This window comes from Kribbella soli, from assembly GCF_004331345.1.
In the GTDB taxonomy this organism is placed as follows: Bacteria; Actinomycetota; Actinomycetes; order Propionibacteriales; family Kribbellaceae; genus Kribbella; species Kribbella soli.
Genome location: NZ_SJJZ01000001.1, coordinates 355,342 through 375,292 on the forward strand (window position 1 = coordinate 355,342; position 19,951 = coordinate 375,292).

General features: G+C 67.3%; 16 protein-coding genes. 9 read left to right on the plus strand and 7 right to left on the minus strand.

Annotated elements, in window-relative coordinates; genetic code table 11:
• Positions 1-8: 8 nt before the first annotated feature.
• The gene (locus E0H45_RS01750) at positions 9-1,808 is read left to right on the plus strand and encodes a GH39 family glycosyl hydrolase (protein ID WP_131334506.1); all 1,800 of its coding nucleotides are present in this window, start codon (positions 9-11) and stop codon (positions 1,806-1,808) included.
• Here E0H45_RS01750 and E0H45_RS01755 read toward each other — a convergent pair.
• Positions 1,714-2,475 (minus strand): FadR/GntR family transcriptional regulator, encoded by a 762-nt coding sequence (locus E0H45_RS01755; protein ID WP_131334507.1) that lies wholly within the window; start codon positions 2,473-2,475, stop codon positions 1,714-1,716. The two genes, E0H45_RS01750 and E0H45_RS01755, sit on opposite strands and share 95 nt — an antisense overlap.
• Before the next feature lie 169 nt (positions 2,476-2,644).
• Between E0H45_RS01755 and E0H45_RS01760 the strand changes: the two genes are divergently transcribed.
• Genes E0H45_RS01760 through E0H45_RS01775 form a run of 4 tightly spaced genes read left to right on the plus strand, consistent with a single transcriptional unit; the run spans position 2,645 to position 7,005 of the window.
• Positions 2,645-3,916, plus strand: coding sequence for an ABC transporter substrate-binding protein (locus tag E0H45_RS01760; protein ID WP_165546333.1), 1,272 nt, complete (start codon positions 2,645-2,647; stop codon positions 3,914-3,916).
• Complete coding sequence (locus tag E0H45_RS01765; protein ID WP_131334509.1) at positions 3,916-4,857, plus strand: carbohydrate ABC transporter permease; 942 nt, start codon at positions 3,916-3,918, stop codon at positions 4,855-4,857. The genes E0H45_RS01760 and E0H45_RS01765 overlap by 1 nt, the downstream gene beginning before the upstream one ends.
• Positions 4,847-5,695: a carbohydrate ABC transporter permease gene (locus tag E0H45_RS01770; protein WP_131334510.1), complete on the plus strand. Its 849-nt coding sequence runs from the start codon at positions 4,847-4,849 to the stop codon at positions 5,693-5,695. The genes E0H45_RS01765 and E0H45_RS01770 overlap by 11 nt, the downstream gene beginning before the upstream one ends.
• Positions 5,696-5,712: 17 nt before the next feature.
• Positions 5,713-7,005, plus strand: coding sequence for an alpha-L-fucosidase (locus E0H45_RS01775; protein WP_131334511.1), 1,293 nt, complete (start codon positions 5,713-5,715; stop codon positions 7,003-7,005).
• A gap of 139 nt (positions 7,006-7,144) precedes the next feature.
• On the opposite strand, the gene E0H45_RS01780 is transcribed toward E0H45_RS01775, so the two are convergent.
• Together E0H45_RS01780 and E0H45_RS01785 are read right to left on the minus strand one after the other, a co-directional pair.
• On the minus strand, positions 7,145-7,648 hold the full coding sequence (locus E0H45_RS01780) for a MaoC family dehydratase (protein WP_131334512.1): 504 nt from the start codon (positions 7,646-7,648) through the stop codon (positions 7,145-7,147).
• A 98-nt stretch (positions 7,649-7,746) separates the two neighbouring features.
• Positions 7,747-8,295 (minus strand): YflT domain-containing protein, encoded by a 549-nt coding sequence (locus tag E0H45_RS01785; RefSeq protein ID WP_131334513.1) that lies wholly within the window; start codon positions 8,293-8,295, stop codon positions 7,747-7,749.
• A 76-nt stretch (positions 8,296-8,371) separates the two neighbouring features.
• Between E0H45_RS01785 and E0H45_RS01790 the strand changes: the two genes are divergently transcribed.
• Both E0H45_RS01790 and E0H45_RS01795 read left to right on the plus strand, forming a co-directional pair.
• Entirely contained in the window at positions 8,372-9,478 is a 1,107-nt protein-coding gene (locus E0H45_RS01790) for a magnesium and cobalt transport protein CorA (protein WP_238154749.1), read from the plus strand.
• Between the two features lie 200 nt (positions 9,479-9,678).
• Entirely contained in the window at positions 9,679-10,698 is a 1,020-nt protein-coding gene (locus tag E0H45_RS01795; RefSeq protein ID WP_131334514.1) for an ArsR/SmtB family transcription factor, read from the plus strand.
• A gap of 61 nt (positions 10,699-10,759) precedes the next feature.
• Here E0H45_RS01795 and E0H45_RS01800 read toward each other — a convergent pair whose 3' ends face one another.
• Both E0H45_RS01800 and E0H45_RS01805 read right to left on the minus strand, forming a co-directional pair.
• Positions 10,760-11,950, minus strand: coding sequence for an acyl-CoA dehydrogenase family protein (locus tag E0H45_RS01800; RefSeq protein WP_131334515.1), 1,191 nt, complete (start codon positions 11,948-11,950; stop codon positions 10,760-10,762).
• Positions 11,951-12,061: 111 nt separating this feature from the next.
• Complete coding sequence (locus E0H45_RS01805) at positions 12,062-13,513, minus strand: serine/threonine-protein kinase (RefSeq protein ID WP_131334516.1); 1,452 nt, start codon at positions 13,511-13,513, stop codon at positions 12,062-12,064.
• Positions 13,514-13,632: 119 nt separating this feature from the next.
• Here E0H45_RS01805 and E0H45_RS01810 point away from each other — a divergent pair, with 119 nt between their 5' ends.
• Both E0H45_RS01810 and E0H45_RS01815 read left to right on the plus strand, forming a co-directional pair.
• Positions 13,633-14,289 (plus strand): peptidylprolyl isomerase, encoded by a 657-nt coding sequence (locus E0H45_RS01810; protein ID WP_131334517.1) that lies wholly within the window; start codon positions 13,633-13,635, stop codon positions 14,287-14,289.
• Positions 14,290-14,330: 41 nt separating this feature from the next.
• Positions 14,331-14,936 (plus strand): VOC family protein, encoded by a 606-nt coding sequence (locus E0H45_RS01815; protein WP_131334518.1) that lies wholly within the window; start codon positions 14,331-14,333, stop codon positions 14,934-14,936.
• Here E0H45_RS01815 and E0H45_RS01820 read toward each other — a convergent pair.
• Together E0H45_RS01820 and E0H45_RS01825 are read right to left on the minus strand one after the other, a co-directional pair.
• Positions 14,933-15,895 (minus strand): HpcH/HpaI aldolase/citrate lyase family protein, encoded by a 963-nt coding sequence (locus E0H45_RS01820; RefSeq protein ID WP_131334519.1) that lies wholly within the window; start codon positions 15,893-15,895, stop codon positions 14,933-14,935. The two genes, E0H45_RS01815 and E0H45_RS01820, sit on opposite strands and share 4 nt — an antisense overlap.
• Before the next feature lie 129 nt (positions 15,896-16,024).
• Complete coding sequence (locus tag E0H45_RS01825) at positions 16,025-19,900, minus strand: S8 family peptidase (RefSeq protein ID WP_131334520.1); 3,876 nt, start codon at positions 19,898-19,900, stop codon at positions 16,025-16,027.
• Positions 19,901-19,951: the final 51 nt, after the last annotated feature.

Genomic DNA, 19,951 nt, shown 5'->3' on the forward strand with positions numbered 1-19,951 from the left:
ACAGCTAGATGCAGCAAGACGCCAAGACCGACTGGGACGAGCGGATCGCGGTCCGCAGCGACGAGGACCGCACGTTCGCCTTTCCCGAGCTCGATCCGCCGAACGAGGTCACGGCGGTCGGCGGCGTCGGCCAGGTGACGATCGACTGGTCGCCGGTGGACGGCGCGGTCGGCTACCTGATCTTCAGGGGAACCGGAGAGCGCGGTCCGCTGGAGCCGGTCGATCATCACAGCGGCGACGTGCTGTCGGTCCCGTCGCCGCCGTACGTGGACACCACGTGCACCCCGGGTACGCCGTACCGCTACGCCGTCGCGAGCGTGCCCGAGGTGACGGCCCACGGGCGTCCGAGTCAGACAGTCGGCGCCGTACCACTGGTTGCCGATAGCACGGTTCCGGCCGTGTCGGTCACCGTGGACACGGTTGCTGAGGGCACCGAGCTGCAGCGTCCGTGGGAGCCGATGGTCGGCAGCGAGCGCCTGAGCCAGTTGCTCTGCAAGGACCTGACCGGCGGGCACGAGATCGGCAGCGAGCTCGAGGACGCGCTGCGCAAGATGCACGACGAGATCGGCGTACGCACGGTCCGCGCGCACGCGATCTTCCACGACGACACCCACGTGATCGACGGTGATTCGTACGACTTCTCCGTGGTGGACGCGATCTACGACAAGCTGCTCGCGCTCGGGCTGCGTCCGGTGGTCGAGCTCGGCTTCATGCCGCGGGAGCTCGCGAGCGACCCGACGAAGACGGTCTTCGAGTACGGCGCGATCATCTCGCCGCCCACGTCGTACCAGCGCTGGCACGACCTGGTCCGCGCGCTCGTGCAGCACCTGGTCGACCGGTACGGCCTCGACGAGGTGCTGACCTGGGACTTCGAGGTCTGGAACGAGGCCAACCTCGAGGTCTTCTGGTCCGGCACCAAGGAGGAATGGCTCCAGCTGTACGACGTGTCCGCGGCGGCCGTGAAGTCCGTCGACGTACGCCTCGCGGTCGGCGGCCCGTCGTCCGCTGCAGCCGGATGGGTGGACGACCTCCTCGTCCACGCCAAACGCTTCGGTACGCCGGTCGACTTCGTGTCCACGCACACGTACGGGTCGCCGCCACTCGACGTGCGGGCGTCGCTGGAGCGGCACGGGTACGGCGATGCGCGCATCCTCTGGACCGAGTGGGGCGTGACGCCGACGCACTTCAACCCGATCAACGACTCGGTGTTCTCCGGGGTGTTCCTGCTCCGCGGCATGCGGTCCGCGGCCGGCCGGATCGACGCGCTCTCGTACTGGGTCGCGTCCGACCACTTCGAGGAGCTCGGCCGGCCGCCGCGGATGCTGCACGGGGGCTTCGGGCTGCAAACCGTTGGTGGATTGGCGAAACCGCGCTACCACGCGATGACGCTGCTCAGTCGGCTCGGACCGGTCGAGCTGCCGGTGACGTACGACGGAGATGGTGGCGGGAGCCTGGTAGAGGCCTGGGCATCCCGTGACCGCGATCGTGTCGCCGTACTGCTGTGGAATCTGACCCTCGATCAGACCAAGTCGTCGGGGGCAGCAGAACTGACCAGAACGGTCCAGGTCCACCTGCCCGGCGTGGACCCGACCTGGGAAGCGAAGGCCACCACGCTGGCCATTGGCGCAGGTGACATCGCCACAGCCGCAGCGGGTCTTGGCGACTGGCCGACCGAGGCCGAGCTCGCCGACCTGGCCGAGCGCAGTCGGATGGTCAGTACTCCACTGGAGTTGCACGACGGAGCGGTCGCACTGACCCTCCCGATGCCGTCCGCAGTTCTGCTGGAGCTTGGTCCTCGTCGAGATTGACCGCCTCCTGAATCCAGCGCTCCACACCGGCGATGTGCACCGTCGCCCAGGACCTGGCCACCTCCGGCTCGCGCCCCTCGATCGCGTCGAGGATGGCTCGATGCTCGGCCAGCGTCCGGGCGACGGCGTCGGTCTGCGTCAGCCCTCGCCAGATCCGTGCCCGGTACGTCGGCTGCCGCAGACTGTCGATCATCGAGGCAAGCGCCCGATTGCCGCTCCCCATCGCCACCAGCTTGTGGAACTCCACGTCACTGGTGAGCAGATCCTCGACGGACGGCCGCGGACCGAGATCGTCGAGCAGCTTGCGCAGCGCCGCGATGTCGTCGTCCGCCATCCGCAGCGCCGCCCGGGCCGCGGCAGCCGGCTCGAGGATCCGCCGTACCTCGAAGAACTCCAGCACCGACGCGTCCTGGTGGAGGTCGAGGACGAACCCCATCGTCTCCATCAGCAGCGACGGGTCGAGACTGGTCACGAACGTGCCGTCGCCCTGCCGGACCTCCAGCACCCGGATCAGCGCGAGCGCCTTCACCGCCTCGCGCAGTGAGTTCCGGGACAGGCCGAGGCGGGCCGCCAGGTCGGCCTCCCGCGGCAAGCGATCGCCCGGCCGCAGTTCACCGGCGACGATCATCTGCTTGATCCGATCGATCGCCTCGTCGGTGACGCGCATCGCCTCACCTCCTGAATCCGCTGAGACATCCGATGTTCTAGCAAGATACATCCGATGTCTAGGGCCGAATTGCCGGTTCAGGCCAGGAATTATGGCCCTGAGGTGTTGACTACGCCGAATGCTTCCGACTATAGATCGGATGACTAAGCACATCCCCTGGAGGTCAGCGATGAAAGCAACACCAGTGCGGGCACGCCGCTGGGCCACCACCACTCTGTCGGTGCTGGCGCTCACGGCGGTGGCCGCCTGTGGGGGCAGCAACGGTGGCAGTAGCGGTAGCTCCGGCGCAGCGGACAAGGCCGATCTGACCTGGTCGTTCTGGGTCGCCGGCGCCGAGGACCAGGCCGCCTGGCAGAAGGTCGCTGACCAGGCCCACACCGATCACGCCGGGATCACCGTCAAACTCCAGGGCGCCCCTTGGGACAGCTACTGGTCGAAGATCGGGACCACGCTGGCGGGCGGCAAGGCACCCTGCATCATCGGCATGCAGAGTCTGCGGATGGCGTCGTACGCCGGCGCGATGCTGCCGTTGGACGACCTGATGAAGAAGTACGGCATGAAGGCCGAGGACTTCGACAAGCCGATCATGGACGGCCTGAAGACGGACGGGAAACAGATCGCGATCCCGTACGACTCGGGCCCGATGGTGATCTTCTACAACAAGGACCTGTTCAAGGCCGCCGGCGTACCCGACCCGAAGCCGGGCTGGACGATGGACGAGTTCAAGGCGGCCGCGAAGAAGCTCACGGCGGCAGGGAAGAGCGGCCTGGTGACGACCCCTGGCGACCTGGGCACCATGTCCTGGGTGCGGACCATGACCGGCGCCGAGCCGCTGGCCGACGGCAAGCTCAACTTCACCGACCCGAAGTTCGAGCAGGGCTTCTCGCAGTACGCCGACTTCGTGAAGACCGACAAGATCGCCCCGCAGGTGCCGGGTGGTAACCCGGACTTCGAGACCCAGCAGTTCACCGGCGGCAAGGCCGCGATGCAGCTGAACGGGCCGTGGTCACTGATCGACACGAAGGGCAAGGTCAAGTTCAACCTCGGCATCGCGCCGATCCCGGCCGGTCCGGACGGCTCGAAGACCTACACCGCCGGCTCGGGCTTCGGCATCTCCCGGTCCTGCAAGACGCCGGACGCCGCCTTCCAGGCGATCATGTCGATGACGAGCGAGAAGCCGCTGACCACACTGGCCCAGGCCGGCCGCGCGTACCCGGCTCGCACCGTCGCGCACCCGGCGTGGTTCACCGCCGCGAACATCGACGGCGCGAAGGAGACCATCGACTACGCCTCCGAGCACTCGATCCCGCTGGTCACCTCGAAGAACTGGGTCCAGGTCGCCGACCTGCTCAACCGGTTCGGAACGCAGGCGCTGAACGGTGAGATCCCGCCGGACCAGGCGCTGAAGACCATTCAGGACCAGGCAGGCGCTGGTTCGTAATGGCAACCGACACAACCGTCGCTCCGCCCGGTGCACCTGCAGGTGCGCCCCGGGCGGGGCGCCGGCCCGCGTTGCGCCGGGACGGCCGGTACGCGTCGGTCTTCCTGGCTCCGAGCCTCGGCGGGCTGGCCCTGTTCACGTTGTTCCCGACCGCGATGGCGCTGGGCATCAGCCTGTTCGACTGGCCGGTGTTCGGGGAGCGCACGTTCCAGGGCTTCGGCAACTACTCGCACCTGATGCACGACCCGGTGTTCCGCCGGGTGGTGCTGAACACGGTTCTGTTCGTGGTGCTGTACGTCCCGCTGAACGTGGTCGTCTCGCTCGGGCTCGCGGTCTGGCTGGGCCCGCAGATCAGGGGCCGGCAGATGTTCCGGGTGCTGTTCTTCATCCCGGTGATGACGCCGATGGTGGCCAACGTGATGGTCTGGCGGCTGCTGTTCCAGCCCGGTGGGCTGATCGACGGCGGCCTGGAGAGCTGGTTCGGCATCGACGCGCCGAACTTCCTGGGCTCGTCGAACTGGGCGATGCCGGCGATCGTGGCGATGTCGATCTGGCAGGGCTTCGGGTACAACTTCCTGGTCTTCTCGGCCGCGATCGACCAGGTTCCGCAGTCCCAGCTGGAGTCCGCGCAGATCGACGGCGCCGGGCCGCTGCAGCGGTTCCGCTACATCACCTGGCCGATGATCACCCCGTCGATGTTCTTCGCCACCACGATGACGCTGATCACCTCGTTCCAGGTGTTCGCACAGCCGTTCATCCTGACCCAGGGCGGCCCGGGCGTGGCCACCCAGACCATCGTCATGTACGTCTACAACCAGGGCTGGCAGTTCCTCCAGATGGGGCTGGCCTCGGCGGCCGGATGGGTGTTGTTCGTGATCATCATGGGCATCACCGCGATCCAGTTCGTCGGGCAGAAGCGGTGGGTGAACTATGACGTCTGAGACCAACAGCGCCGCCCGCAAGGTCCGCAGCGGCGTCTCGCACACGCTCCTGGTCCTCGTCGCGATCGCCTTCCTCGGCCCTCTGGTGTACGCCGTTTCGACGTCGCTGAAACCCGCCGACGAGGTATTCACCGCGACACCGCACCTGTTCGGCTCCGAGATCCGCTGGAAGAACTACGCGGACGCGTTCACGTTCGCCCCGTTCGACCGGTACTTCCTGAACAGCCTGTTGGTCGCGGTCGCGGGCACCCTGGTGGTGGTCGCTGCGTCGAGCATGTCGGCGTACGCCTTCGCCCGGTTGAAGTTCAGGGGCCGGGAGCAACTGTTCGTGCTGTTCCTGGGGACATTGATGGTGCCCCAGGAAGTGCTGATCGTGCCGATGTACTGGCTGATGCAGGCGCTCGGGTGGGTGGACAGCTACTGGGCACTGATCCTGCCGTGGGCGTTCACCGCGTTCGGCACGTTCCTGCTTCGGCAGTTCTTCCTGACCATCCCGGCCGAATTGGAAGAGGCGGCCCGGGTGGACGGGTGCGGTCCGTTCGGCACGTTCCTGCGGATCATGCTGCCGCTCGCGCGGCCGGCCATCGCCGTACTCACCGTCTTCACCTTCATCAGTTTCTGGGGCAGCTTCCTGTGGCCGTTGATCATCATCAACAGCGTCGAGGACAAGGGCACCGTGCCGCTCGGCCTGGCGCAGTTCGTCGGCCAGCAGGGCACCCAGTGGAACCTGATGATGGCCGCCTCGATCATGGCCATGCTCCCCACCGTCCTGCTTGTCGTCCTGCTGCAGAAACACCTCGTCCGCGGCCTGCTCGTCACCGGTCTGGGCGGCCGCTAACTCACAAGGAGATTGACATGACCGACGCGCCTCCCGCGCATTCTGTCGAGAAGTTCCGCGACTGGCGGTTCGGCCTGTTCGTCCACTGGGGCCTGTACGCGCTGCCGGCCCGGCACGAGTGGGTGAAGAACCGCGAACAGCTGACCGACGAGGACTACCAGCCGTACTTCGACCACTTCGAGCCGGACCTGTACGACCCGGCCAAGTGGGCCCGCGCGGCCCGCGAGGCCGGCATGAAGTACGCCGTACTCACGACCAAGCACCACGAGGGTTTCTGCCTGTGGGACTCCGAGGTCTCCGACTACACCGTGGCGAAGACCGCCTGGGGCAAGGACCTGGTCGGGCCGTTCGTGGAGGCGTGCCGGGCCGAGGGGCTCGGGGTCGGGTTCTACCACTCGCTGATCGACTGGCACCACCCCGAGTTCCCGATCGACCTCGTGCACCCGCAGCGCGACGACGAGGAGGCGATCGCGAAGGCGGCCGGGCGGGACATCCAGGTGTACGCCGACTACCTGCACGCGCAGACCCGTGAGCTGCTGACCAACTACGGGCCGATCGACATCATGTGGTTCGACTTCTCCTACCCGGGCCGGAAGTACCCGGACGGGCGGGACGGTCACGGCAAGGGCCGGGACGACTGGCGCTCGGTCGAGCTGATGGCGATGGTCCGGGAGCTGCAGCCGGACATCCTGATCAACGACCGGCTGGACATCCCGGGCGACTTCGTGACGCCGGAGCAGTACCAGCCGGACGGGCCGATGCAGCGCGACGGCGTACCGGTGTTGTGGGAGGCGTGCCAGACGCTGAACGGCAGCTGGGGCTACGACCGGGACAACCTGGACTGGAAGTCACCCGAGCTGCTGGTGAAGATGCTGATCGACTCGGTCTCCAAGGACGGCAACCTGCTGCTGAACGTGGGGCCGACGGGTCGTGGTGAGTTCGACCCGCGGGCGCTGGCGACGCTGGCCGACATCGGTGGGTGGATGCGGCTGCACGAGCGGTCGATCCGCGGCGCACGCCCGAGTGAGTACACCCCGCCGGTGGACGCCCGCTACACGCAGAAGGGCAACCGGCTGTATCTGCACCTGTTCTCCTGGCCGATGGGCCACGTGCATCTGGCCGGCCTCGGCGGGAAGGTGAAGTACGCCCAGCTCCTGAACGACGCCTCCGAGATCAAGCGCATCGAGAACGACCCGCACCGCACGGCTCAGAACACCACGATGGGTGGCGTCTCGGCCGACGTACTCACGCTGAAGCTCCCGATCCAGAAGCCGAACGTCCTGGTTCCGGTGATCGAGCTGTTCCTCTGACCCCGCGCCAAACGCATTTCCCTGGCAGACCCACCAAGTGCTGGGTTCCCCACCCTGATAAAGGGTGGGGAACCCCCGAGTTGCTGGGTGAGCCAGCCAAATTGGTGGGTCTGCCAGTCAAATCGGGACCGGCCGGTGGTCAGGAGGCCGGGGTGGGGCGGCCAGGTTGTTCTCCGCCCCGGCTCTCCAGGTAGTTGTTCTTCGGGACCATGACCTTGCGGCGGAACAGGCAGACGACGGTGCCGTCCTGCTTGTAGCCCTTGGTCTCGACGTAGACGACGCCGCGGTCGTCCTTGGACTTCGACTCCCATTTGTCGAGGACGAGCGTCTCGCCGTACACGGTGTCGCCGTGGAAGGTCGGGGCGACGTGCCGCAGGGACTCGATCTCCAGGTTGGCGATCGCCTTGCCGCTCACGTCCGGGACCGACATCCCGAGCAGGATCGAGTAGATGTAGTTGCCGACCACAACGTTCTTGCCGAACTGGGTCGAGCCCTCCGCGTAGTGCGTGTCCAGGTGCAGCGGATGGTGGTTCATGGTGAGCAGGCAGAACAGGTGGTCGTCGTACTCCGTCACCGTCTTGCCCGGCCAGTGCTTGTAGACCGCACCGACCTCGAACTCCTCGTAGCTGCGCCCGAACTGCATCTCGGTTCCTCCTCGGCTGCTGGATTCCCCATGCTGCCGGGTCCGGGCGCATCCGGGCCGTGGCGTGGCTCTCACCGGCAGGAGATTTAGGTCACCCCCTAGTCGGTGGGCCGTGGCGCTGTCTGCTGGGCCTGCTGGGCCTGGTGATCCGGCAGGAGCGGGTGCACCTCACCCTTCAGGGCGAGCTTGGCGAGATGGTTGCGCGCCTCTTCAGCGAACTTGAAGTCGCAGAGTACGTCGTACGTCGTGGCCACCACGGCGGTCCGCGACGTGAAATCCCGGCGGCCGGCCGACTGCGCGTAGCCGAGGCCGCCGAACACCAGCCCGAAGAAGGCACCCAGGACGACGCCGGTCAGCACCGCCGCGATCCAGTTGTTGGTGGTGAAGAGTCCCAGCAGCAGGCCGACGAACAGCCCGAACCAGGCGCCACTGGCCAGACCCGCGGTCAGCGCCCGGCCCCAGGTGAGCCGGCCGGTGATCTTCTCGACCTGGCGGAGGTTGTTGCCGACGATGGTCGTGTGCTCGACCGGGAACTTCTCGTCCGAGAGATAGTCGACAGCTCGCTGTGCCTCCCGGTAGGTGTCGTACGTCCCGATCGTCAGGCCGGTCGGCCTGGGGTCCATCGAGGGCATGCCCTGCGTGGTCATCGTCGTTCCTCTCCACGTGCTTCCACCCCCATCATTGCCGACGGCTGGTTACCGCGTCTTGATAGCCTCGCCGGTGATGGCCGGGCGACGATGGGACATGGGCGCGACACGCCGTGTAGGACGGGTCTTCGCCCGGCGCGGCGGCGGTGCCGGACGCCCGCCGGACGACGTGGTCACCGGCAAGCTCGAGGGCGCCCTGGTCGACTGGGGCCTGTACCGCGACGGCGTCCGCGACAACCGGGTCAACTCCTACACCGAGGCGCTGGTCCGGGCGCAGCGCGGGCAGGGGTTCGTGTGGATCGGCCTGTTCCAGCCGACCGACCACCAGCTCGCCATCATCGGTACGGAGTTCGGTCTGCACCCGCTGGCGCTGGAGGACGCGTACGAGGCGCACCAGCGCCCCAAACTGGAGCGGTACGGCGAGACACTGTTCGCAGTGTTCAAAACGGTCACGTATGTCCCGCACGACGACCTGACCGCCACCAGCGAAGTGGTCGCGACAGGTGAGGTCATGGTGTTCTGCGGACCCGGCTTCGTCGTCACGGTCCGGCACGGTGAACACAGTGAGCTGGCCGGGCTGCGGCAGGAGCTGGAGCAGGAGCCGCAACGGCTCGCCACCGGTCCGGGCGCCGTACTGCATGCCATCGCGGACCACGTCGTGGACCGGTACCTGGAGGTCTCGGACGCCGTACAGGCCGATATCGACCTGATCGAGACGTCCATGTTCTCGCCGCGTGGCTGGCGGAACATCGACCGGGTCTACCAGCTGAAGCGTGAAGTGCTGGAGCTCAAGCGGGCCGTGGCGCCGCTGACCGGCCCGATGCGTGCCCTGGCCACGCTGCGGCACCCGCTGATCGCCGACGAGACGAAGAACTACTTCCGCGACGTCGACGACCACCTGCAACGGGTGAAGGAGCAGGTGATCTCGTTCGACGAGCTGCTCAGCTCGATCCTGCAGGCCGGGCTGGCCCAGGTCCAGGTGGCCGAGAACGAGGACATGCGGCGGATCTCGGCCTGGGTGGCGATCCTGGCGGTCCCAACCATGATCGCCGGGATCTACGGCATGAATTTCGACTACATGCCGGAACTGCGGCTGAAGTACGCGTACTTCGTCGTACTCGGAGTGATGGCGGCCGCGTGCACCGTCCTTTACCGGTTGTTCAAGCGGAACCACTGGCTCTGAGCCTGGAATTCGCTCCGGCCGGTCGGGTGAGTTGGCAACCTTTTGCCATGGCCAGGACTACTCCCGGATTGGAATGTTCAAACGGTTGTCCCGCGATCTCCTCCCTTGATTGAATTCCGGGATCGCATTCGGTCAGGAATTGATTACTTTCCGCGACCAAATGCCGACCCGGGGGACGACCAGGACGGGAGGGGATCGCGGTGCTTCGCATTCATTTCACGCCGCGCGACCTGACCCGGGTCACGGTCGCCATCACGCCGGCGCCGCTCTGGGAGGTGCTGCTGAGCCTGCACATGCTGCAGCACTCGGAAGGTCGGCTGATCTTCGAGGACTGGCGGCGCCACGTGCGCACCACGGTCGCACCGGACCAGATGCGGCTGTTGCTCGAGCTGACGCCGTCGAAGGGCTACTCCCCCGACTTCCTCACCCCGGCGGATCCCGCACCGGACTTCGACACCGCCCTGCAGCAGGCGTTGTCGACACCGCGGCAGCAGATCCGCAGCCAGCTCGACCTGCTCGCGCAGTACCGGCCGGCCTCCCCCTGGACACGGGAGCTGGCACAAGGTGGCCGTACGTCGATGCAGAAGCTCGGCCGGGCCATCCGGATGTACCACGACGCCGCGATCGCGCCGTACTGGAAATCGATCGGGACGCACGTGTCCGCCGACCACGCCCATCGAGGGGAGGCGTTGGCCCGGCACGGTGTGGACCGATTGCTGTCGTCGCTGCATCCGCGGGTCCGGTGGGTCGCACCGGTGCTGCAGGTGCTGGACATGAACGACCGAGATCTGTATCTCGATGGCAGGGGAATCGAGTTGCAGCCTTCGGCTTTCTGCTGGCAGGTACCGACCAAGCTGCGGGACCCGGATCTCAAGCCGATCCTGGTGTACCCGATCCAGCATGCGCCCGGGATCCTGCGGCAGATGCCGAGGGAGCACCCGCCGTCGAGTGATCCGCTGGCCTCCCTGCTCGGGTCGACCCGGGCCGCCGCACTGGAGGCGACCGTCAGCGGCTGCACGACCACGGAGCTGGCGAAACGCTGCCGGATCTCCCCGGCCGCCGCGAGCCACCAGGCGACGGTACTGCGGGAGGCCGGCCTGATCACCACCCGCCGGGCCGGCGCCTCGGTGCGCCACGAGATCACCCAGCTGGGCATCTGGCTGCTCTCCGGCCACGGCTCCGGCAAAACCCGGCAAGTCCCGACCCGCAGTACGGCCTAGACCCTGCCCCGCCGTGCGCTGGGCCGACCGGCACCGCCCCGCCTGTCGACCCAGCGCACGGTCAGAGTTTGTAGTCCTCCAGCAGGCGGCGGCCGATGATCATCCGCTGGATGTCGGCCGTTCCCTCGCCGATCAGGAGCATCGGGGCCTCGCGGTAGAGGCGTTCGATCTCGTACTCCTTGGAGAACCCGTAGCCGCCGTGGATGCGGAACGAGTCCTCGACGACCTGCGAGCAGTACTCGCTGGCCAGGTACTTCGCGACACCGGCCTCGAAGTCGTTGCGGGAACCGCTGTCCTTCTTCCGGGCCGCCTTCACCATCAGCTCGTGCGCGGCCTCCACCTTGACCGCCATATCGGCGAGCCGGAAGAGGATCGCCTGGTGCTCGGCGATCTTCTTGCCGAACGTCTCGCGCTGCTGCGCGTACGAGATCCCGAGCTCGAACGCCCGCCGCGCCACACCGCAGCCGCGCGCGGCGACGTTCACGCGTCCGACCTCGACGCCGTCCATCATCTGGTAGAAGCCCTTACCCGGTACGCCGCCGAGGATCTGGCCCGCGTCGATCCGGTACCCGTCGAACACCAACTCCGTGGTGTCGACGCCCTTGTAGCCCATCTTCTCGATCTTGCCGGGGATCGTGAGGCCCTTGTCGACCTCGCCGAACCCGGGCTCCTTCTCGACCAGGAACGTGGTCATGTTCTTGTAGACCGAGTCCTGCCCCTCGTCGGTCTTCACGAGTACGGCGACCAGGTTCGACGAACCGCCGTTGGTCAGCCACATCTTCTGACCGTTGACGACATAGCCGTCGCCGTCCTTCGTGGCCTTCGTCTTGATCGCGGCGACGTCGGACCCGCAGCCCGGCTCGGACATCGAGAACGCGCCGCGGACCTCACCGGTCGCCATCCGCGGCAGGTACTTCTGCTTCTGCTCGTCGGTCCCGTGCTGCAGGAGCATGTACGCGACGATGAAGTGCGTGTTGATGATCCCGGACACGCTCATCCAGCCGCGGGCGATCTCCTCGACGCACAGCGCGTAGGTCAGCAGCGATTCGCCGAGGCCGCCGTACTCCTCGGGGATCATCAAGCCGAACAGGCCGAGTTCCTTGAGGCCCTCGACGATCTCGGTCGGGTACTCGTCGCGGTGCTCGAGCTCGGTCGCGACCGGGAGGATCTCGGCTTCGACGAAGGACCGGACCGTCTTCAGGATCTCTTCCTGGATGTCGGTCAGCCCTTCGGTCTGCTGCAACCTGCTCATCGCTCGGCTCCTTCGATCGGGTCGCTTACCCGCGAGTATCGCGGTTATCAGCATCCCGGTACGAGGGCGACACCCGCTGTGACACCGGCCACCTGACGAAGGTCGCGTGCCTCACTCGTTGCCGTCGTGCTCCGGACGCGGGAGCGATTGGCTGATGGTGAAGAACAGTGCGGCGATCTGCTGGGTCGGCTGCCAGCGGTGGCGTTGCTGTGCCTCGAACAGCCGCTGCCGCGCGTCGTAGAAGTGCTCTGCGGCGGACTCGGTGTCGCCGTGGTCGATTGCCTGGGCAGCCTGGTCCAGGTCGCTCGCAGCCTCCCGCGGCGCCTTACTACGGCTGCCTTGCTGCGTCGCGCGTACCTGTGCCGCCAGAGAGCGCAGCCGCTGCACCAGGACCGCCTGTGCGTTCTGCGTCGGCTTCTGAGTCGGCTTCTTCGTCGGAGTCGTCTTGGTGGGAGTAGGAGTAGTAGGGGTCGGTTTGGGCTTCGGTGTGGTCTTGGGGGCCGCTGTGGCCTTCTGCACCGGAGCAGACGGCGTGCCGCCGGCCTGTGCAGGCGGATCGTTCGACACGCCTGCCCGCAACAGGAGCGCCGCTACTACACCCGCCACCACCACGGCAGCAGCCACACCTGCCTTGGCCAACGGGAAGCTACCGCGGGCCGCTCGATGCGTCCGGGGCGCCGGTTCGTCGGAGTCCTCCTCCCACTTGCCCACACCGAGCACGTCGGCGGCCGCAGGCGGTGTGAAGGCCAGCACCTGGGTCTGGTTGGCCGGTGCGAGCAGTGCGGCCACGTCCTGCTCCGACGACGGCCGGTCCGCCGGGTCCTTGGCCAGCAGGTGCATTACAAGGTTCGACAGCTCAGCCGGCACGTCGGCACGTGTGGCAGGCGGAGGCGGTACGTCGAGATGCTGCCGCATGACCACGTCGACGGTCGGGCCGGTGAACGGCGGCGTACCGGTCAGGAGCTCGTGCAGGACGCAGCCGAACGAGTACCAGTCGCTGGCCGCGGTCGCGGGCTCACCTCGGACCTGTTCGGGCGACACGTACGACGCCGTACCGAGCAGGACGCCCAGTCCGGTCGTCTCGTTGCCCGCACTCTTGGCGATCCCGAAGTCGGTCATCTTGAGGGTGCCGTCGGGAGCCAGCAGCAGGTTGCCCGGCTTCACGTCGCGGTGCACGATCCCGGCCCCGTGCGCCGCGTCCAGTGCGCGGGCGCCCTGCAGGGCGATGTCCTCGACCAGGGCGGCGGCCGGGAGGCCCGACGTACGCATCAGTTTGGCGAGATCGGGACCTTGCACGAGTTCCATCACCAGGAACACGTGGTCGCCCTCGGTGCCGACGTCGTACGTCGCGACGACGTTCGGATGTGTCAATCGAGCGGCTGATTGAGCCTCGGCGCGAAACCGCTGGACCGCGTCCATCGGGTCGCCTTCGAGGCTGCGCAGCAGTTTCACCGCGACCTGGCGGGCGAGGATCGTGTCCTCGGCCTGCCACACCTCACCTGCACCGCCCCTGCCCAGCAGGGTCAGCAACCGGTACCGACCGGCCAGTACCTCGCCGTTCACAAAAAACACCTTCCGCAGCGGACCGGATCACCTTAGGCGGGAAGTGCCGGATGTTCGAGTCCGCGGCCAATTCCTTGAACAACCTCTGCAGAGAGCAAGCGGCGTACTACGGTGTGGTGATGAAGCGATCACTCACCGCCCTGATCGCGGCCGCTCTGGTCGCGACGACGCTCTCCACGACGACAGCCTCCGCGGCCCCTGCTCCTGCCTCGAAGCCGGTGGCCAAGTGCGAGTTCACGCCGACGCCTGAGAACCCAGCAGCCAAGCCCGTCCGGATTCCGTCGCCGGTTGCCCGTGCGAAGGGCACGGTCGACGTGTACTTCGTGACGAACTACGGACCGTTCGTGGTCCGGATGGACCGCGCCAACGCACCCTGTGGCGTGCACAACTTCGTGCACCTGGTGAAGAGCCGGTTCTACGACGCCACGCAGTGCTTCCGGCTGACGAACTCGACCCGGCTGGGTGTCCTGCAGTGCGGTGACATCTACCGCCAGGAGGAGGGCGGTCCGGGGTACAAGTTCCCTGACGAGGTCACCGGCCAGGAGACCTACCCGCGCGGCACCGTTGCCTACGGCAACCAGGGTCCCGGTACCAACGGCTCGGAGTTCTTCGTCGTGCACTCGTTCGCGAACATCGCCCCGAACTACACCGTCCTCGGCCACGTGATCGCCGGCATGTCCACCTTCGACCGCATGGTCGCCGCCGGCATCGCCGACCCCGACCAGGACGGCCCCCCGGTCAAGCCCATCCGCATCTACAAGGTCTGGATCCACTGAGGGGGAGGGTAATTCGGGCGGTACGCCGCTAACTTGAGGGTGTGGGCACACGCGGACGGCCCCGGCACCCCGACGTACTGACACCCGCCGAGTGGCAGGTGGTGCACGCGGTGCGGCACGGGATGTCGAACCGGGAGATCGCGCGGCGGCGTGGAGTCAGCGTCGACGCGGTCAAGTTCCACGTCGCCAACGCGCTGATGAAGCTCGGTCTGGACCGACGGGCCGAGCTTCGCAGCTGGCGCGGTGTGCCCGCGGACAGTGCCCTTCGAGGACGAGGAGGTCAGGCGATGGAGTTAGGTGTTATCGGGCAGATCGCCCGCCCGGTCAGCAACATCGAGACCGCGGTCGACTTCTACGGGAAGGTGCTCGGCCTTCCGCACCTCTACACGTTCGGCGATCTCGCCTTCTTCGACTGTGGTGGCACGCGCTTGTTCCTGAGCGCCACGGACGAGCCCGCGGAACCGTCCGTCCTCTACTTCCGTGTCGACGACATCCAGACGGCGTACGACGAACTCCGCGCCCGCGGCGTGGAGTTCGAGCAGGCCCCGCACCTCATCCACAAGCACGACAACGGCATCGAGGAATGGATGGCGTTCTTCCCGGACCCCGACGGCCACCTACTCGCGCTCATGGCCCAGGTGGGTTAATCGGCCGGGGGTTGCCAGATGTCGGTTCGGGTGAGGCCGGCGGCGCGGCCTTTGGCGGAGATGACGAGGGCCATTTTGCGGCTGGCCTCGTCGATCATCTCGTCGCCGAGCATCACCGCGCCGCGGCCGCCGCCGGCCGCTGAGGTGTAGTGGTCGTAGGCGTCGAGGATGTTCTCGGCGTGGTCGTAGTCGTCCTGGCGCGGCGAGTAGACCTCGTTCGCGGCGGCGATCTGGTCCGGGTGCAGGACCCACTTGCCGTCGAAGCCGAGGGCGGCCGAGCGGCCCGCGACCCGGCGGAAGCCGTCGACGTCCTTGATCTGCAGGTACGGGCCGTCGATCGCCTGCTTGCCGTGCGCCCGCGCGGCCATCAGGATCTGCATCAGGATGTAGTGGTACGCGTCGCCGACGTCGTACCCGGGCGGCTGCTCGCCGACCACCAGCGACTTCATGTTGATCGACGCCATGAAGTCCGCCGGCCCGAAGATGATCGTCTCCACCCGCGGCGACGCGGTCGCGATCGCGTTCACGTTGGTCAGGCCGAGCGCGTTCTCGATCTGCGCCTCGATGCCGATCCGGCCCGGCTCGTACCCGTGCACCTTCTCCAGCTGGGTGAGCAGCAGGTCGAGCGCGACCACCTGCTCAGCGGTCTGCACCTTCGGCAGCATGATGCAGTCGAGGTTCGCGCCGGCGCCGCCGACGACCTCGATCACGTCGGCGTACGTCCACTCGGTGGTCCAGTCGTTCACCCGGACGACGCGCAGCTTGGTGCCCCAGCCGCCCTCGTTGAGCGCAGCGACGATGTTCTTGCGGGCGTCCGGCTTGGCGATCGGCGCGACCGAGTCCTCGAGGTCCAGGAACACCTGGTCCGCATCCAGCCCCTTCGCCTTGGTCAGGAACCGCGGGTTCGACCCGGGCGTGGCCAAGCAGGACCGCCTGCTCCGCAAAACCTGTTCCGACATCAGCCGACCTCCACTCGGTTACCCACCGGTCACCGGCAGCGTACGGCGTCCGCCGCCGCTGTCCCGGTGACCCGGCTCACTTCCTTTCCGAGTGTGTCCCGATTCACCGTGAAGTAGGCGCTGAGCCATTCAGCCACGCCCTAGTCCGTACGCGCGGGTGATGGTCTGCTTGATCGTGTTGCCGGCGGCGTCCACGCCCTCCGTGCGCAGGCTGACGGCGCCTGTGCTGCGCTTCGGGTGCTTCAGTACGGCGGTGTACTCGCTCCGACCCGACTTCGTCGCCCGCACGGACTGCCACGTGGCCCCGTCGTCGTAGCTGACCGACAGCTTCAGGCTGGTCAGTTCCGGGTCGCTCTCGAGGTACGAGTGGTGGTAGCCGCTGATGGTGATCTTGTTGTCGCGTCCGGCGGGCAGGGTGTTGTCCAGCCGCAGTCCGAGGTCGTAGCCCAGGTACAGCTGGCTGTTGGCCGCACAGCTGCCCTTGTCCTGCCCCACGCGAGTGATCGTGTCCCACGTCCCGCAGTGCACGCCGTACCCCTTCGGCGGGCGGTACGGGAAGCCGTCGGTGGGCTTGGCTGTGGTGAACGTCCACTCCGACGCGACGGTCCGCGACCACTTCTGCGGCTTGAACGGCGCCGGGTAGGTCTCGGTCATCCGGTAGCGGCCAGGTTCGTCAGGCAGGACGAAGTACGGCACGCCGATGACCGCGATGAAGAACACCCAGAAGCCCTGTTCTACGGGGATCTCCTTCCCGTCCGGTCCCCAGAGCTTGAGCTGTGTCTGCGGCTCACCACGCAGGATCTCCGGTATGTAGTACGTCTGCGTGCCCGCTGTCAGCCCGTCACTGCTCTGGATGTGCCAGGGCATGAAGATGTTGCCGCTGCGGCACGCCTGACACAGCTGCCAGGTGTAGTCGTTGTCCTCGGGCGTCACGTTCCGCAGGGCCGAGTGCACGAGCGGCTGCGCGCCGAAAGTGTCGGTACGTCGGCCAGGTCGCGTGAGTACGTCGCCGCGGCTCTGCACCCATCCGGAGCGGTGGAACGCCTCCATGTCAGCCGGAGCGTCGTACGTCAGGCCGGCGCCCCGGCTGCGTCGTACGTCGTTCTGGATCGGGCCGACGTACTCGGTCAGCGTGCCAGGTCCGCGCATCGTCAGCTTCACGCTGCCCAGGTTGCGGCCGTACTTCTTCGCCGCGTTCCAGCTCAGCGAGACCGTGCCGGGCGCGCCACCGTGGTAGCGGCTGTCGAAGCGGAACACCTCACGTGTGCTGACCGTCCTCTGTACGACGGGCACCCGTCCTTCAGTGGGGTATGACATCGCGTAGACGTACGGCATCGCCGCCTTGCCTCGTACAGTCACCACCCGCGGCAGGTGGGCCCGCAACGCCTGCCCCTGCGCGGCCGGGATCGTCAGCACCGGGATCGGTACTGCGACATCGTCGACCGGAACCGCCCGACCACGTGCGCCGTACAGGATCACACCGGCCGCACCGGCCTTCTGCGCGGCCTGAGCGCGAGCTAGTACGCCGGACTTGCACGTCCACGCGGCGGCGGGACACAGGTCGGATAGGTCGAGCAGTACGACGGCACCGCGTGCCGGCGTACCGAACACGAGCGGGAGCACCTTCGTACCGTCGAAACGCGCATCCTCTGCTTCCAGGCTCAGGTACTTCGCATCGAGGGTCCTGCCACCGGCATACATCGCTACGGGCGGTGTGGTGAGCAGCCGGTCGTCACGCCACAGGAACTGACCGACGGTGACCTGTTGTGTTGGTGTGACCCACAGCCCCCACTCCTGCTTGTAGAGCGACGAGGCACTGACCCGGAGCGTCCACATGCCAGTTGCTGACGCCTGAGCCCAGCCAACCTGCGTGTCGACCGGTACGGCGGCCAGCGGGGTCCGCGTACTCACTCTGCTAGCAGTACTCGCGTCGAGTACGACGTTCTGGTCGGAGCGCACGTCGACCTGCGGACTGGTCAGCAGCGTGACCTGTGGGTTGCCGGCGGCGTCACGCCAGTTGATGGACGTCTGCACGCTGTACGTGCCCTCGTCGATGGTGCCGCTGATGTTCTGCGCTCCCCCGGCGTACCCGACGTTGTTGGTGATGTCGAGGTCGTTCTGGTCGTCGATGCGCATGAAGTACCAGGTGTTGTACTGCACGTCGGTCGCACCGGCCGGGAGCTTGATGGACCCGGTCAGCTTGTGCCGCGCCGCGTGCGTGTACGCCGCAACGGCGTTGCGCAGCTCGGTCTGACCGGAGGTGGCGACGATCGAGCCCTGGTACCAGGTGCCTGGTCCAGTGGGGTCGAACGTCGCTGTGACCGGTGCAGACCCGTGGGCGGGCACCGTGACGGTGGCGGGCACCTGCAGCGCGTTCGGCGGCGCCGTACCTTCGGTCGCCTTGATGGAGGCGGTCAGGTTCAGCGTGACGGGCTGATCGGTGGTGTTGACGTAGGTGATGGTCTTCGTGGCCGGTACGTCGTACGGCTCCGGGAGGATGCCGAAGTCCAGGTTGCCCGTGCTGTAGACGCCTTGTGTGACAGCGCGTGCGACGTCGACGCGGCCGGAGCCGACCTGGTACGCCGTACCGTCGATCTGCTTGGTGCTGCTGATCAGAAGGCTCTTCAGCTGCTCGCCGGTCCAGTCGGGGTGCTGTTGTGCCAGCAGTGCTGCAGCCCCGGCGACATGTGGCGTGGCCATGGACGTGCCGCTGAGGCTCGTGTACTTGTCGCCGACGAGCGGGCCGAGCGACGTACCTGCTGCACGCGCGGCCACGATCGAGACACCGGGTGCGGAGATGTCCGGCTTGAGGCCGTAGTTGACTCGCCGCGGCCCCTGGCTGGAGAACGAGGCGCGCTGGTCCTGCTTGTCGACCGCCGCGACGGTCAGCGCCGCGTCTGCGACCCCTGGCGCACCGACCGTCCCAGCCGCGGCGTCGTTGCCTGCCGCGATCACGAACAGCGTGTGGTATTGCGCGGTCAGGTCGTTCACGGCCTGGCTCATCGGGTCCGTGCCATCGGTGCAGCAACCGCCCAGGCTCATGCTGATCACGTCAGCGCCCTGCGAGGCCGCCCACTGCATGCCCGCGATGATGCCGGACTCGAAACCACCACCACTGTTGTCGAGCACCTTCCCGACCAGCAGCGTGGCGTCCGGCGCGACGCCCTTGTACTTCCCGTCGGACGCGGCGCCGGAGCCGACGATGGTGTCGGCGACGTGGGTGCCGTGGCCGTGCTTGTCGGTGGCGTCCAGCCCGGGTACGAAGCTCACTGCCTCCGTAACCTTGCCGGCCAGGTCAGGGTGGGTCTGGTCGATCCCGGTGTCGAGTACGGCGACCTTGACGCCCTTGCCGGTGTAGCCAGCCTGCCACGCGGCCGGTGCGCCGATCTGCGGCACGCTGACGTCCAGACTCGCCTGCACCTTGCCGTCGAGCCAGACACTCGAAACACCGTCCAACGTGCGAGCCGTCGGAGTGTCGACAGCCGCCCAGAAGCCGCGCGTCTGCGCCTTGCCGAGGGTGACCGCCTCCGAACGGATGCTGGGCAGCGCCCGCACGCTGCGCGTCCCTGGCAGCGCCGACGTACTGCTGCGCTCGAGGATCAGGGGCAGCGTGGTGCTCTTGCTGTCGGTGTAGCCGTACTTGGTCAGGTAGGCCACGTCGAACAGTCGCCGGTCGAGGCGGCCCGTTCTGATCAGCTCGGACGCGTCGGACGGGTAGACGTAGTACTGGTCGCCCTGATGCAGCTCGGTGAAGACGACCGGACGGCCGTTCTCCCGCAGCGCCGGCGTGACGTCGGCGTCTACCGGCGTACCGTCCGCGGTGAACCGGTACGTGACCTGGTCGCCAGTGATCAGCGTGACCTGCTCGCTCCCGGTCGGCTCCGCGACCTGCTGCGTCGTCGTCGGCGGAACTGGAGGCGTGTCAGCAGCAGCACCTGCGGTCGTAGAGCCGAGCAGGAGTGCGAGAGTCGACAACACTGCGACAGGGGCGCGCCACTTGGTCATGGCGCCGAGGTTGTCAGGGGTGCGACATGTCCGGAAGCGGTCTGGCTGTGC

What these genes read in the sequence shown, in the direction of transcription:
- E0H45_RS01750 (WP_131334506.1), top strand. Translation starts at nt 9, where the DNA reads ATGCAGCAAGACGCCAAGACCGACTGGGACGAGCGGATCGCGGTCCGC.
- E0H45_RS01755 (WP_131334507.1), bottom strand. Translation starts at nt 2,475, where the DNA reads ATGCGCGTCACCGACGAGGCGATCGATCGGATCAAGCAGATGATCGTC.
- E0H45_RS01760 (WP_165546333.1), top strand. Translation starts at nt 2,645, where the DNA reads ATGAAAGCAACACCAGTGCGGGCACGCCGCTGGGCCACCACCACTCTG.
- E0H45_RS01765 (WP_131334509.1), top strand. Translation starts at nt 3,916, where the DNA reads ATGGCAACCGACACAACCGTCGCTCCGCCCGGTGCACCTGCAGGTGCG.
- E0H45_RS01770 (WP_131334510.1), top strand. Translation starts at nt 4,847, where the DNA reads ATGACGTCTGAGACCAACAGCGCCGCCCGCAAGGTCCGCAGCGGCGTC.
- E0H45_RS01775 (WP_131334511.1), top strand. Translation starts at nt 5,713, where the DNA reads ATGACCGACGCGCCTCCCGCGCATTCTGTCGAGAAGTTCCGCGACTGG.
- E0H45_RS01780 (WP_131334512.1), bottom strand. Translation starts at nt 7,648, where the DNA reads ATGCAGTTCGGGCGCAGCTACGAGGAGTTCGAGGTCGGTGCGGTCTAC.
- E0H45_RS01785 (WP_131334513.1), bottom strand. Translation starts at nt 8,295, where the DNA reads ATGACCACGCAGGGCATGCCCTCGATGGACCCCAGGCCGACCGGCCTG.
- E0H45_RS01790 (WP_238154749.1), top strand. Translation starts at nt 8,372, where the DNA reads ATGGCCGGGCGACGATGGGACATGGGCGCGACACGCCGTGTAGGACGG.
- E0H45_RS01800 (WP_131334515.1), bottom strand. Translation starts at nt 11,950, where the DNA reads ATGAGCAGGTTGCAGCAGACCGAAGGGCTGACCGACATCCAGGAAGAG.
- E0H45_RS01810 (WP_131334517.1), top strand. Translation starts at nt 13,633, where the DNA reads ATGAAGCGATCACTCACCGCCCTGATCGCGGCCGCTCTGGTCGCGACG.
- E0H45_RS01820 (WP_131334519.1), bottom strand. Translation starts at nt 15,895, where the DNA reads ATGTCGGAACAGGTTTTGCGGAGCAGGCGGTCCTGCTTGGCCACGCCC.
- E0H45_RS01825 (WP_131334520.1), bottom strand. Translation starts at nt 19,900, where the DNA reads ATGACCAAGTGGCGCGCCCCTGTCGCAGTGTTGTCGACTCTCGCACTC.